This is a genomic window from Luteimonas panaciterrae (genome assembly GCF_020511115.1).
GTDB lineage: Bacteria > Pseudomonadota > Gammaproteobacteria > Xanthomonadales > Xanthomonadaceae > Luteimonas > Luteimonas panaciterrae.
Genome location: NZ_JAJAVH010000024.1, coordinates 1 through 15,115, shown reverse-complemented (window position 1 = coordinate 15,115; position 15,115 = coordinate 1). Strand labels below are relative to the sequence as shown.

The window sequence follows — 15,115 nt, the reverse complement described above, 5'->3', positions numbered from 1 at the left end:
GGGCATGGAGAGCGTGGCTGCAGGTGAGAACAGCTTCGCAGCGGGTACTGGCGCGCGCGCGGAAGGCAAGGACGCAATTGCGATCGGTCATCTGAGCCAGGCGCAGGCTGAGGGCAGCGTGGCGTTGGGGGCGGGTTCGGTGGCGAGCCGGGCGAACACGGTCTCGGTGGGCGCCGCGGGCAGCGAACGACAGATCACCAATGTAGCAGCCGGCACCGAAAATACCGATGCGGTCAACGTGGCGCAGTTGAACGAAGTGACAGGTAACGTGACCAAGCTGGCTGACGGTGCCGTGCTTTACGACGATGACAGCAAGGAGAAAGTCACATTCGGAGGAGAGGGTGGAACTCGCCTCTCCAACGTCGCGGCTGGATCAGTGGCCACCGATAGCATGGATGCGATCAATGGCGGTCAATTGTATGGCGCGCTGGATTCCATTGCGCAAGTCTTGGGAGGAGGCGCGACGGTCACCACGGCATTCGGCGCTATCTCCGCACCTACTTATGTCATTCAAGGGTCTAGCTACTTCAATGTGGGTGATGCGCTAGGAGCATTGGATGCCGAGATTAGCCTGGTCAATCATCGCGTAGACGGGATCGAAGGGAGCGCACTCTTTGCGCGGGATCCGCGCGTGGCGGTGGATGGCAATCCGGCGGGCGGCGATGATGCTGTTGTTGATAAATCGACCGGCGCGATTGCTGTGGGATCGAATGCCAAAGCATCGGCGGACGGTAGTGTCGCTGTGGGACGGAACGCCTATGCGCATGGCCCCAGGGACACCGCAGTAGGTGACGGTGCAACGGTCGGAGCAGATGGTAGTACAGCGGTCGGAGCGGGCGCATCGGTCGCTCCGGTAGCGACGAATGCGGTTGCCTTGGGCGCGGGCTCACGAGTGTCTGCAGCTTCAGGCACTGCAGTGGGGCAGGGGGCGGTGGTCACCGCGAAGGGCGCTGTCGCGATCGGCCAAGGGTCGGTCGCGGATCGAACCGGGACAGTTTCCGTTGGCAGCAAAGGCGGTGAACGGCAGATTGTCAATGTGGCTGCGGGTACGCAGGATACCGACGCGGCCAACGTGGCGCAGCTGCGCTCGACGGCGACGCGTGCTGTGACTGAATCGAAGGCCTATACCGATCAGAAATTCGCGCTCTGGGAAGACCGTTTCACCGATTTCAGTACGTCCGTTGACGATCGCTTCCGCGACGTCAATAGGCGCATCGATCGGCAAGGAGCGATGGGTGCCGCGATGTTGAACATGGCCACCAGCGCGGCCGGCATCCGTACCCAGAATCGCGTCGGCGTCGGTGTCGGCTTTCAGGGCGGCGAGAGTGCCCTGTCGATCGGCTATCAGCGTGCGATTTCTGATCGCGCCACGGTGACCTTCGGCGGTGCGATCAGCGGAGGCGAGGGCTCCGTTGGCGTGGGTGCGGGCTTCGGCTGGTAGCCCGCGAACTTCCTGACGTACGACTGAAACGATCACTCACACAAATGTGCGCCCTGCGACCCACAGAGCGCGTTGCAACTGGAGAATTTTTATGAACCCGACATCCAAGTCCTTGTCCATTTTGTCATTGGCCGTTGCAATGGCGCTTTCCTCGCCCGTCACGAATGCGGGGGAAGCGCCTGGCTATGAGCGCGTGAATACCAAGAACCTTGATACGGACGAACGCTACGATCGGCTGATTGTGAAGTACAAGGAAGGCACATCCGGACGCTCGGACAAAGTGGCCAGAGCCGGATCCCTGAGTCTTGCGGCAAAACAAGCGTTGCCAGATGGCAAGGGGGGGGCGACCGTCGGCATCGCCGAGGGGCAACGCCTTGCTGTCGGTGCAGATGTCATTCGCCTGTCCCGCAAGTTGGACAGCGTGGAGGCGGCCACGTTGATGCGTCAGATTGCGGCTGATCCGGCCGTTGAATATGTCGAACCCCCGATTCGCATGCGCGCGACCGCAGTGCCCACGGACCCCCGGTATCAGGGCGAACAATGGGCGCTGAAGCCACCGAGCGAGGACGCCGGCGGAATCAACTTGCCGGCAGCGTTGGATCGTTCGACCGGTGAAGGCGTAGTGGTCGCGGTTCTGGATACCGGTGTCGTGAGGCACCCCGATCTGGCCGCCAATGTGCTCTACGATGAAGGCTACGACTTCATTACCGACAAGGTTAACTCCGGTCGGCCCTCTGATGGTCGAGTGCGCGGCGGCTACGATACAGGCGATTGGGAAGAAGTAGGAGTCTGTGGGGCGCAATATTCAGCCGATAGTAGTTGGCATGGAACGCATGTGGCCGGCACGATCGCCGCCGTCACCAACAACAACCTCGGTATCGCCGGAGTGGCGCCGAATGCGGCCATCTTGCCGGTGCGCGTGCTGGGACATTGTGGCGGAGACAGCGACGATATTTCCGACGCGATTGTCTGGGCCGCAGGCGGTAAAACGGTACCTGGAGTGCCTGCCCATCAGCAGAACGTGGAGGTTATCAATATGAGCCTTGGCGCCGGCGGTCCTACTGTGTGTCCTAATGTCTACAAGGATGCGTTGGCTCACGCCAAGGCACAGGGTGTGACGGTAGTGTTGGCGGCCGGCAATGACAACGAAAATGTCACGAAGTGGGGAGGCGTTGGAACCACCATGGGCAATTGTTCGGATGACACTATCGTGGTGGGGGGCGTGAAATCTGGAGGCGGACGATACGATGAAGGCTTTAGTGGAAGCAGCCACGGTCATCGCGTTGACATTGCTGCTCCGGCAGTCGATGTGCTTTCCACGATAGATTCGGGTCGCCGCGAACCAGTCGGTCCCGACTATGCCAAATACACTGGAACCTCCATGGCAGCCCCTCACGTCGCCGGCCTGGTCGCATTGATGCAGGCTGCAGCTGAGACGCCATTGACTCCAGCTCAGGTCAAGCAGATGATCATGGCGACCGCCAGGCCATTCTCGATTCAGCAAGCCAAGTTGAATGGACGCGGCATCGTCGACGCAGAGCAAGCGGTACTGGCAGCAAGCGAAGGTCCTTGTAATGCTTCCGATGCTACCTGCACGCTCGCAATTCGTCTGGATAACCGGCACCCGTACGAGCTCCGGGCCGGGGACAAGGATAGCGAGACGCTTTATCGGATCGACGTGCCTGCCGGTGCACGCAATCTGACCATCTTGACTAGCAGCGGTGTCGGTGATGTCAATGTTCTGGTGAGCCGAGTGCGCGCGCCAACATTGGATAGCTCGGATTTCAAGAGTGTGCGCAGCGGCAACAATGAAGCCGTGCGCGTTCCGATGCCCCAGGCGGGGATCTATTACATTCGGCTGGTTGGGAATCGTGCCTATAGCGGTGTTCGGTTGGAAGTTAGATACGACGACTAAAAGCGCTCGCTATTTTTCCAGACCTAGGCATAGCCTAGGTCTGGAGCGGTCATAGAGTGGACACTTCACGCAAGCTGATGTTCATTTAGAGGTCGTAGCCCTCATCAAACGCGAGATCTCGCGGGTTCAATTGGTGGTAGATCTTAAAGCGATCCAAAGAGCGGGATCCTTTGCCCCCAACATCGGATAACTGAACCCTGCGCACGTCAGGTACAGTCGAGGAAGGCAACCCCTCTCTCGGCGCTGTATCTGCTTGGCTGTGATTCGGGATGCGCTTTGTAACTGCCGGGGAATTTTGTTTCATCAGTGACATAGCCCTCAACTGCGCCCCCATCGCGGAGTGTTTGCGCAGTGATCCCGGTGGGCCCAATTCCAAGAGCATTGTGGATCTTGCCAAGTCAGGTTGCACCATTCATCGACTGTGGATTCGTAATATTTCACCTCTCCATCACTGCATGTAATTTCTAATATTAAGATAGCAGTGGGAAATCGCGGATTTAAACAGATTCTAGTTGCAGATGAGTCATTACAACAATTTGAATAATTATCCACGCCAATAATTTATGCGGATACAATTTTTTCAGGGGATTCGATACAACGAGATTGCACAGAATTGAGTGATTAATTGAAAAGCCAAGATGGCATTAATAATGAATGAAATATATCTGCAACAAATTGTATTTTATTCTTCTAGCGCAGACCTTTGTGAAAAGCAATGAGGCGTCGAGTATTGCTGAATCAAGGCGGTCAGGATGAGCCGGCGATCTGGCTTGCCCATTTGCTGTCTCCGGAGTGTGGCTCGGAGGAACATGTGGCCTTTGAGAGCTGGCTCGCAAAAGATCCGCGCAACGTTATCGAGTACGCCGAGGTCGAGCGCCTCCACTATCTAGCTGGGAATGTCGTCGTCTGAGAGTGTTGTACTCGCTTCCACGCCGCGCTTTCCGGATCATTTCGTTTGCTTTTGATGCCTGCGGACACAGATGCAGGCGTTGCAGCCGGCACAGGTAACAGTGCCAACATTATAAGTAGTGCGAATGGTCCAGCCAAGGTGTCGAGATCCTAAAGGCGTATCGCACCATGGTTATGATGTTTCGGTTTGTCAACTTGCCAGGCGGTACATAACTATTGATTGTGTGCCGGCTTACGCATTGGCATCGGTAGGAGTAGGGGGAGGGGTGTTCTTTTTCGTTTATATCTCGACAATCGATCAGAAATGATTAGTCGAGAGGATTCTAGTGAATGAGAGAGAGCAAAAGCAGTACATTGAAAGTATAGAAATGGCGTTTGTTATTCGGCGAGAGATAGATGGCTTGCGAATTGGAGTGAAAACAGCGCTCGCCGATATGTCTGCACAAAAAGATGGTTGGCATGCAGCCATTCTGCGCAGCACATTGGCACATCTAGAAAGCGCGTCGTGGTCTTTGGGGAGCATCATTGTCAGTATAGAGGCGGCCCTCTCCGCGCATGCATTACTGCAGAAGAAAGATTTAGATTGTGAAGATCGGTGTTATGAGATCGACTGACACTGAAGATTCAATGCGGGCTTGCTTTGCTGCACTTGCTCCGCGCCCATGATTTGGAGTTTCCAGGGCTGCTGGGCAACTGACCAGCGACCTTGACGCCGCCTCAAACGCAACCTTTCTGGCGCCCCTAGTAGGGGAACGGCGAGCTGGATGTAAGGAGCATCGACGCGCTTCTATGCAGTGTCGCAGTGTTTCGGTTGGCACAGATGTGCACTCTATGCTGCAGCAACGTTTCTTCCGATAGCCCGTTGTCGCCCTGCCACTCGACGCGAGTGTGCCCATGACAAATAAATCGGCCTATTAGAGCATGAGCGTGTCCGTTAAGGAGTCATGCATTGGCCATGCAAGTTACGTGTCAGGGTAGGGGGGGGGCGCCCTGTAAACGTTTCTTAATTCAGAGTGATCGTGGCTGCTAGACATAGCAGGGGGCGTGCCACTGGGTATGTGACTGTTAATGATGTCAGGGGAAAGAGGTCGGAAGCGGCATTGATAGATATGCAATTAAAGTATGTCTAAATTTCCGGGCATTGGGCGCAAGAGAGCGCAGGAATGGTCTTGCAACGAAGTCATATCTTCTGAATTTATTATATGAAAATCGAGATCACAATGCTACCAAATAAGAAGTTGCTGTACACGGCTATTTGCGCCGTTAATATGATGTCTTCTGCATTATATGCTCAAAATAAAGAAATCACGTCTCAGCAGTTGAACTCACAGGAAACTACTGGAGACGCTAAGCAATTGGAGACGGTGTCGGTCACCGGATCGCGGCTCTTCAACCCGAACGTGGTTTCACCTCAGCCGGTCAGTGTATTGACGGCAGAGGACATCAAGGCCACTGGTGCGGTGAACATCGGCGATGCTTTAACGACGATGCCGCAACTGGCCACCACTTTCACGATGGGTAACTCTACTCGCTACATCGGAACTGCTGGTGTGGCGATGCAAGATCTGCGCAATCTCGGTACATCACGCACATTGGTGTTGGTAAATGGGCGGCGAATGGTCAGTTCGTCTTCCGGAACTTCCGCGGTAGACACAAACCTGATACCGACGGATTGGATCGAGCGAGTCGAAATCATCACAGGTGGTGCCTCCGCCGTGTATGGTGCTGATGCGGTATCCGGGGTGATTAACTTCATCCTCAAGAAGCAGTACGAGGGGGCGAATTTCCACGCACAGTACGGGAGCAGCGAGCACGGAAGTTTCAATAAGGGCCTGGTCGCGGTGACGGGGGGCACGAACTTCGCCGATGATCGCGGCAACATCGCTGCCTCGCTCGAGCACAGCTGGCAAGACCCTCTGGAATTTCGCGACCGCTTCGGTCATGCGTCTTACCGCGAAATCCTCGCCTCGCCTGGTAGCAAATACAGCCGGATCCTGACGCCCAACAGTGGCGGCTACACCCGTACATTAGGCGGTACATTCTCCCTTGGGGGAGATTTTGATGTCAGTAAGCGCTATGTCTTCGATCCAGACGGCAGCGTGCGCCGGCAGCGGTTCGATGGACCTTACGATCTCAATGGAGGTTGCGCGGATTGTGACCGCAATGATGCCAGCAAATACACTCAACTGCAGCCGGATTACGAGCGTGTCACGTTGAACACCGTGGCTAGCTTCGATGTGCAGGAAAATCAGCGCTTCTACTTCGAAGGGCTCTACAACAAGGCCAACGTTGAGACGCATTCTTCGCCAGCGTTCGGTACGTATTCCATTCGCGCTGACAACGCTTTCATCAGCCCGGATCTGGCTGCGTTGATGGACGGTAAGACAATTCGGGTCGGGCGCCTTGACCTTGACGCGGGGCGCCGCGGCGAGAACACTGAACGCAAGACTATGCGTGTCGTCATTGGCACCGAGGGCATGTTCGGTGATGACTGGCAGTATGATGCGTCGATCAATTATGGCCGCACCCATGAGCGCCGCCAGAATCTCAACAATCGCATTGTCGAGCGTTTCAATGCTGGTCTCGATGCAGTAATTGACCAGATGACGGGTAAGACCGTATGCCGTTCGCAGGTCGACCCGAACACAGATATCTCCCCGGAAGTCGCCGCCGGCTGCATTCCGTTCAGCATCTTTGGCGAAGGTGCCATAGAGCCCAAGGCCGCTGATTGGTTCAATACCACGACCTTGACCAAGACACAATTGACGCAGTTCGTTGCCGGCGGTTCGTTGACGAATAATAGCTTGTTCGAATTGGCTGCCGGCCCAGTCAGCTTTGCCACAGGGCTGGAATATCGGCGTGAGACGAGTAGGCAGCGAACTGATCCTTTGGATCAGTCCGGAGCCACATTCCTCAATGCCATTCCGGATTCTAGCGGTAGTTACAATGTCAAAGAAATATGGGCAGAAGGTGCTATTCCCTTGTTGCACGATCTGCCGTTGATTAAAAGTCTGACACTCGGCGCTGCCGCGCGTTATTCTGACTATGACACCGTCGGTAGTACCGAGGCTTGGCGTTACAACCTTGACTGGGCTGTCAACGACAGCCTGCGCTTTCGCGGCAATATGTCCGCTGCGGTGCGTGCGCCGAATATTGACGAGTTGTTCGGCGGGCAATCGCAGAACTTTGGATTTATTGACGATCCGTGTGCTAGTGCTGAGATCAGCTTGGCCAAAAATCCAGAAGTACGTAGGGCTAATTGTGCGGCGCTAAACATCCCTGCAGATCATACCGACACTGTTTCTGAGACAAACAAAGGCTTGTCGGGTAGCAATCCAAATCTCTCTCCAGAGACAGGCCGTAGTTGGACTGCCGGATTTGTGCTCACTCCTGCATCTTTGCCAGGATTCAGTCTCAACGTTGACTATTGGAAGATCAGGTTGAGCGATGCTATTTCAGCACTCAGTTTTCAACAGACTGCTGAGCGGTGCGTGGATGCTCCGTCAGGAATCGGCAACGCCTTCTGTCAGAACGTTCGGCGTAATCAGACGTCTGGCCAGATCGAGTACGTGATCTCCATAAACGAAAACATCGCGGCGATCGAAACGGATGGCGTGGACATCAGTGCGAGCTATAGCCATGATTTTCTTGGCGGAAAGATGCGGTGGAAGCTCGACGCTACTCGGACGTTGGGATACACGGACTATCCGTTCCAGGACGACCCTGATGAGGGCGAAGACTATCTTGGCGCGCTTGGGTTCCCGAAATGGAAGGCAACGCTAGGAATCAACTATGCGCGCGATGATTGGGATGTAAGTTGGTACACGCGCTTCGCCTCTGGTACCGTCCGCCAGGATACCTATGATGCCTATCGCGCCAATCCGTACTATGTCCAGCCTGGAAAGGCGGGCTCGGCTATATCGCATGACATCCGTAGTAGCTACGACTTCGATGAAAGCGGTTGGCAGGTGTATGGCGGTATCACTAACTTGTTCAATTCTGATCCGCCTGTTGTGCTCTACGGTACCAGCTTGGGCTCGGCCGTCTATGAGACGATCGGTCGGGCCTACTTTCTTGGGATCAACTATAAGTTCTTTTGAGTCGGGCGATTGCCGATGGAAGGGCCGGCACTTAGGTGCTGGCCCTTACCATTCGAGAAGCCGTGATACGGACTTCTTCCCCTTGAGCCTGTAGACAATCCGCAGTCACACACCAAGGCGCGTCCAAAGACTTCAGGGCTGATGTCGTCGAGATCATTTAGTGACGAAATCCAATTCATTGGGTGATAGTGCCCAATTCGACTGGCGGGATGCATGCCAAAGAGACCCAAGGCCGACGCCCGCATCGTTGCCGATAAGCGTCGTTCGGACGATGACGCACGACCAAAGGAATCGATTTGCAACGGTCGGTCAGTTTAATTAGAACTGGTACGCTGAAGTGAGTGTGTAATAACGTCCGTATAGATCGTCTATCCCGCTGTTATAACCGTTCTGCCCAGTCCGGTAGTTGACTGGCTGTCGGTCGGCGAGGTTGGCAACATTCAGGGAGAACTTCCAGCGATCTGAAAAAGCGTATTCGACCCCCAACCCGAGCAGCATCGTGGAAGGGTTTTTGCATTTGTCTGCCGTACTTCTGGATTCTGGGCAAGTCTGGCTGGCTGGATACGCGTACATTCCGCTGAAATAACGCATGTCGAGCATCGTTGTCCAATCACCATATTGCCATTCGAGGCGGTTAAGCATGGTCAGCCTTGGTGTATCGTGGCCGGCAAACTCGATGACGTTTCCTGGATCGGTGATCTGCGTGCGAGATTGGCGTTCCAAGTAATGGATGCCAGCGCGAAAACGAAGCTTTCCTGCGTCTTCGGTCTTCCATAGGTAATTTGCGTCCAGTTCCCAACCACGTACCTCGGTGCGGCCGATGTTCGCAAAATGGAGATTCGCGCGGTACAGCACGCCATCAGCATTACGGATAAGTCCTTCTGGAAACAGCTGTGGGTACTGCGCGGGGTCGGCTATGCCAAATTCGCGTTCCCGAGTGATCCGATAGTGGTCAAGGGCAAGGTTGAAGGAGGGGGTGGGGGCCCAGACGATCCCGGCCGTCACACTGCGGGAGATTTCAGGGCGAAGTTTCGGATTGTTCGCCGTCCCGTACTCAAGGATGCACGTTGGGGGCGAGGGCGATCCAGTACATGGTAGGAGGGCAGGTGGAGGGTTCTCAATGAATGTCAAGGTGGGGCTAGTTGTGTAGTAAAGGGGATTTTTCGTGTCATGTGCGGATGGTGCTCTATAGCCTTTACCCATACTCGCCCGCAGCATGAGGCGTTCGTCAGGAGTCCACTTCATGCCGAAATGCGGCGAGACATTGCTGTGTCTAGTTCCGGCATTGTGGTCCATGCGGGCGGCTACATCGAGTTGCAATCTTCTGTGCAGGGGAATGTTCAGTTCGGCAAACAGCGCAGATGCATAATCGTGAAATGCATACGGAACAGTATTGGCAGCAGCCAGAGAGAGATCGCCGCTAACTTGGAGAGGGTCGGGTTGATCAGAAGCTCGGCGTCTGCGGTGTTCAAGGCCAAGAACCATACGCGCCGCACCAGCCGAAGTGGAAAAGGCAGTACCCTCCGTTGACGCGGAGAGCATGTCGATAACGTCGCGTCCACGCGGATGGATTTCGGCGCCGATCGAACTAAACAACGAAGGAGCGTTGTTTGAACCGTCGATGCGATATTGGAGCGCGAACTTCTCGAGTGATGGTATCAACACTACCGGCCAGACTCGGGAGTTGACAGTATTCTCGCTATGGGAGACGTCGACCTGCCAATGCCAGTTTCCTGCGTTTCCCTCCAGCCCAATAGCGAAATCCCGGGTCGTGGAGATCGTGTGGTTATGTGTTGGCCCCATCTCGTACATTGCGAGTATCGCTGTACGGGATAAAGGGTCTAGGAGATTGACGTCCGGATGATTGTCAGGGAATTGCACTGTCCCCATCAAAGGAGGTGTCTGTAGCTCCTGGCTGATCCTGGAGATGCGTGCAGAAGCATTCAGATTGATATCCATGCCGACGGGCTGGTGCCAGTAAGCGTATGCGGATTGGCTAAGGAGTCGGGGTTGTAGCGTACGAAATCTTGCGCCGTCAAAACGGCATTGTGGGGCGTCCGGATCCTTTCCTGTGGCGATGCAAGACGGTAATGGCCTAATAGTCACTGTGCCATTGTCATTAAAGATGGCGCCGAGGGGTTCTCGTTCATCTCCTAGACCGAAGCGCTTCAGATTGGCGGTATGCCAGTCACGGCTATCTCCTTCTAGAGCGGCCCGCTGCATGATGTCCACATTGATGAGCAGATGCCCATCGCGGGGTGTGCGCGTGCCAAAACCGGACGAGAAACGCTTCATGCCGGCGTCGCCGCGTGCGGAGACGCCGATGCGCGCTGAACCTTCCAGGCCGGGAGCGTATTTCTTCAAGATGATGTTCACCGTGCCAGCTATAGCATCCGCGCCGTAAATCGCGGAGGCGCCGCCGCGGAGGATTTCGATGCGATCGATGAAGCTTAGGGGAATGCTGTTGAGATCGACGACCCCGCCTAATTGGGAAGACGCCACAGCATAAGTCGCGACACGCCTACCATCGACAAGGAACAAAGTAGCGCGTGGACCAAATGAGTACAGGCTGGTAGTTGCGGCAGGGCCGATGGGCTGGAAGGATCTGCCGTCTTCGGTAGCGACGGATGTGGGATGGTGTCCCCACATGCCAGGCATTGCCCGCAGTAACTCGAACAGCGTTTCGTGGCCGCTGCGTTCGATGTCTTCGGAAGTAATTAAAGTGATCGGCATCACTGTCTCCAGCGATGTCCTCGGGATCCGCGTGCCAGTCACACTGACGTTTCCGAGGTGCTGGACCGGAGCCGCCCCTTGTGGCTGGCTGTGCTGTACGGTGGAAGCCTTCGCCCGCGGGGCTGGCTGTGGCCGGGTTACTGGTTGCAGTATGTAGGTATTGGCGTTGACCGGAACCGCCGCTAGGGAATGTCCTTCCAGCAAGCGGGCGAGTGCCGCCATCTTGTCCAACGTTGAGTTCAGGCCAGGACTGCGCTTTCCTCGGACGAGTCTGGGTGAGTACAACAATTGGATGTGTGACTGATCAGCGAATGCCTTGAGGGCATCATCAAGCGTGCCTGCTGGAACGTGGTAGTTCACGTTTGCGGCTGGCGAGGACGTTCTCGCGAAGATCACTGTCGGGCAGAGTACAAGTATCGACGCCAGTCCTCCAATCCACCACGAACGGAGGAGTCTGTGTGGAAGATCTGCCCGAGGCATATGTGTCAAGAATGGGGCAACGGCGGCATTTCGCCTTCCCAGTCATTGATCGCCAGCGTAAAGGTAAATCTCTTTCTCGCCAGCCTGCTTGGCACGAATATTCCACCCGAGACGCAGGGATTGGATCAAAGCAGTCTGGTCCCTGGCATCAAATATTCCGCTGATCCGAACGTTTTTGAGCGCGTCGTCGGCAATGGATATCTGGGAGGAGGAGTAGCGATTGACTTCAGTCAGGAGATCCGAGAGAGGCTGTTCTTTAAAGACAAGTTTCCCGCTAAGCCACCCGTTTGCGTAGTCGGCGTCTAGTGTACGGGGAGATGACAAACGTCCGCTCGGGCTATAGGAGATGGTTTGCATAGGTTGAAGTTCAACAGCCTGTCGTCGACCATCGTGGTGTGTCTTGACTGCCACACGGCCTTCGATGAGCCGAACGAGTGTCTCTCCGCCATAGTCTTCGACCTGAAACGTTGTGCCGAGCGCGCGAACTGAGCCGGCCCCCGATACGACTTCGAACGGACGATTAGGATCTTTGGCGACGTTTGCTTGCAACCGGCCATGTTGCAACTCGAGGTGGCGCAGCGAGCGTTCGAAAGACACAACCACAACGGTGTTGGTATCCAGCACTAGTGCAGATCCGTCGGGCAGCTGTACCGTTTCCTGTTCTCCGACAGCGGTGGCATAGCGCACCGAATCGGAGGGAGATGGGGTCTGTACTCGGATCCAAGTAAAGATGCCGACTGCGAGAGCCACGGATGCCGCAAGTGCCATCGCGGGTAAGGCGCGCCTTTGGCGACGACGGTCCGACTGCCTTCGAGTCACTGTAGGCGTCGGCAAGTGATGGACCTCCTGAGGTTTGATAAGAGGTTTGCCCAGTTGTGCATCCTCCCTCAGGGCCGCAACAGCCGCATGCAAACGCTCAGTCTCGGCATAGGCGACAGCGTTACTAGGATTCGATGCAAGCCAATCCTCGAACTCCGCATGTTCGCGCGAACTGCAATCCGGAGACAACAAGCGGGCCAGCCACTCTTCCGCACTAGTGGGCATATCCGATGGCTGTAATGTGGTTGATGAGTTCATGGCGTTGTGCACCAGTCTATTACGTGTGCGCGAGCTCTTTGCGGAGCGTGGACAGGGCTTTGCCGATATGTTTCTCCACCGCTTTGACTGAAATATCGCAGTGTTTTGCGATTTCAGTGTAACTCATGCCGTCGATCCGGTTCAGAAGGTAGATTTCCCGACGGCGCTGGGGGAGCCGGTTGATGATGTCACGTATGCGCGCGAGCTCCTGGTGGTGTTCTGCACGCTCTTCGGGTTGTAATGACTCGCAAGGAATATCGATGTTGCTGGCATCGAAGTTCACAAGATTGGCACCTTTGGCAGCCATCATCGACCGATGGGCATCGCGTAGACCGTTCGTCGCGATCCGGTACAGCAAGAATCTAAGCACGTTCTCTGGCTGCTCGCGGTAGCGAGTCAGCTTGAAGAGGCTTTCCTGGGCAATGTCCTGGGCATCCTCGTCAGATGCACCATGGCTGCGCAGATATCTCACGAGCGCTGGAAACTGCTCACTGAAGAATCTACTGAATGCATCCTTTCCGGCGACGATATCGTTTGCGACGTCCACCTGCGTTCATTGTCCCCTAGGTGATGAATGAAGAGAGTAGCCATCTCGCCCCTTTGGGCGAATGTTAGCGGAAAAATGAATGAATTGTGTCAAATTTCGAGGCTTGGACGTCGGCGCAAGGCGGGCAAGAGCGGGGCTGCCGCACGTATTCATGAACTGGGAGATAGGATTTCTGAGTGACGGCTGTCGGTCCATTGATTGAGGAAGGGCTCATTTGTTGAAGGGGTAGGGGGGGGCGCCCTTCTGATCGTATTTGAATGATATGGAACGCAATACAGGACCGCAATGCTATTGACCGGGATCATAGGCCGTTATGGGCATACACCAATGTCGTCTGAAGATCAGTTGGACGCGTCCTGTCGGAGCAGCGAACGACTGTGAGTCAATACGTGTCGATCTTTCACACGAAATTGCGCTGAAAACTAGCTCTTCGTCTGAACTCTTCGATCACTAGAGATTGCTCGTCAGATGTGGAGTCCGGGAGGCAAGGTAAGGTCGACCAAGTGGTGCGCATTCTCATGCGTGCCGACTAGCCACTTGTGGCTGAGCAGGTGGAGACTTTGCAAGCAGATTATGACGAGTACAACGTGTTTCACGCGGGCTAATCTCGCGTCCTTTCTTCAGCGTTCCCCATGCTGAAGACACCGGCCTGGGCAAGCTGACGCATGTCCAGTACGGAGAATCCATCTCTTTCCCCAGGCAGATGGATTCTATTGCCGCCACTTGGCGGCTAGGTAGGGGGGCGAAAGCCCCCCTACCTCCTTATTGCTAGGCGTTCAGCAGACTTGATGTTTTCGGCGCTCGGCCTGACGGGGTTGAATGTATTTAAGTTTTACCATCTCCAGGGCATTTCACCCGCCGTTAAAGAGGAGTAGGAAGTGTCCTCCCGCACGTGAGCTGCTGTCTATGTTGCCCGCATAGACGGCATTGTTGTGCTGCTGGTTGGCCATTGCTGCAGATGGCGCAGAGCACCTGTACTTTACGATCAATGTGGAGAACGCGGGGGCGTTTAGCAGAAATAGCTGCGACCACCTGTACCTGTCGCCCGCGAAATCTCAGTTGTGGTTACTCTGGGCAGCGCCTCCGCCATAAGTAGTCTCTGAGCGTCGACCTTCTCAAAGTTCATTTCATGAATGACTTGTGGATGCCAGTAATTAAATTGTGCCCCTAGTGGTAGGGAGGGCAGGCTCGATTTTCGTTTTTACTTGGAAGTGGACTGGTTTGGTTCACATGGAGAGATGATTGGTCTCAGTAATACGTGGATTCAGGTTCCCAACAATCATGATTTAACATAAATAAAAATTTTAAAAACTAGTGATTTTTTGATTATTAGTTTCGTTTGCATAAAGTTTATAAAATCGGAGTGTACTAAAAAATGAGTGGGAAGTATGGTTTAAGCAAAAAAGCAATTGCGGTAGCAATTGCTTTTTCAATCGCAGCATCGATTGGCGTGAGTTATGCGGCATCGGGTCAGGTGGGTACAAAATTGTTGACCGATGCATATCGGTCAATTGACAATGCCGCCCTCGAAGGCGAGCAAGCGGGAGAGGCGTTGTCCCATTTCAATTTGGGGGATACGATCAATAACGTCGGCGAGGGAATTACCAGTCTAGGCAAAGGACTATTCGATGGCGCTTTAGGCGTAATTCAAAGTGGTATTAAAGGATTGTCAAATGTACTTGGTGAGAGCGGAATTCCCATCGTTAGCGATATTGGGAAAGGTGTTGACGCGGGCGTGGATATCCTGGGCGATGGGGTTTCAACGCTTACCAGGGGGACAAAATCGGTTCTCGACACCGTAGTGTGTGTACCAACGTCGGTTCTTGGCGCAAAATGTACTCCTTTCAGTGCCCCGGAGTACTTGGCTGACGGCGGCAATACCGGCGGCAATACCGGCGGCAATACCGGCGGCA

At 54.9% G+C, this 15,115-nt stretch carries 9 protein-coding genes; 6 read left to right on the top strand and 3 right to left on the bottom strand.

The features are described from left to right. The 5 genes from LG367_RS17705 to LG367_RS17685 form a co-directional block, all read left to right on the top strand. Window positions 1-1,441, top strand: a 1,441-nt coding sequence (locus LG367_RS17705; protein WP_226470600.1) for a YadA family autotransporter adhesin, incomplete at its 5' end; no start/stop codon positions are given. Window positions 1,442-1,532: 91 nt separating this feature from the next. Beyond that, window positions 1,533-3,356 carry a S8 family serine peptidase gene (locus tag LG367_RS17700; RefSeq protein ID WP_226470599.1) on the top strand — a complete coding sequence of 608 codons (1,824 nt, stop codon included), beginning with the start codon at window positions 1,533-1,535 and terminating at the stop codon, window positions 3,354-3,356. A 730-nt stretch (window positions 3,357-4,086) separates the two neighbouring features. Then, complete coding sequence (locus LG367_RS17695) at window positions 4,087-4,266, top strand: FecR/PupR family sigma factor regulator (RefSeq protein ID WP_226470598.1); 180 nt, start codon at window positions 4,087-4,089, stop codon at window positions 4,264-4,266. A 325-nt stretch (window positions 4,267-4,591) separates the two neighbouring features. Further along, window positions 4,592-4,879: a hypothetical protein gene (locus LG367_RS17690; protein WP_226470597.1), complete on the top strand. Its 288-nt coding sequence runs from the start codon at window positions 4,592-4,594 to the stop codon at window positions 4,877-4,879. Window positions 4,880-5,467: 588 nt separating this feature from the next. Next, window positions 5,468-8,365, top strand: a complete 2,898-nt coding sequence (locus LG367_RS17685; RefSeq protein WP_226470596.1) for a TonB-dependent receptor domain-containing protein — start codon at window positions 5,468-5,470, stop codon at window positions 8,363-8,365. Between the two features lie 318 nt (window positions 8,366-8,683). Here LG367_RS17685 and LG367_RS17680 read toward each other — a convergent pair whose 3' ends face one another. The 3 genes from LG367_RS17680 to LG367_RS17670 form a co-directional block, all read right to left on the bottom strand. After that, on the bottom strand, window positions 8,684-11,098 hold the full coding sequence (locus LG367_RS17680) for a TonB-dependent receptor (protein ID WP_226470595.1): 2,415 nt from the start codon (window positions 11,096-11,098) through the stop codon (window positions 8,684-8,686). 522 nt (window positions 11,099-11,620) lie between these two features. After that, window positions 11,621-12,655, bottom strand: a complete 1,035-nt coding sequence (locus tag LG367_RS17675) for a FecR family protein (RefSeq protein WP_226470594.1) — start codon at window positions 12,653-12,655, stop codon at window positions 11,621-11,623. 19 nt (window positions 12,656-12,674) lie between these two features. After that, on the bottom strand, window positions 12,675-13,202 hold the full coding sequence (locus LG367_RS17670; RefSeq protein ID WP_226470593.1) for an RNA polymerase sigma factor: 528 nt from the start codon (window positions 13,200-13,202) through the stop codon (window positions 12,675-12,677). 1,375 nt (window positions 13,203-14,577) lie between these two features. Here LG367_RS17670 and LG367_RS17665 point away from each other — a divergent pair. After that, window positions 14,578-15,115 (top strand): hypothetical protein (locus LG367_RS17665; protein WP_226470592.1); only part of this gene is annotated, 538 nt, incomplete at its 3' end.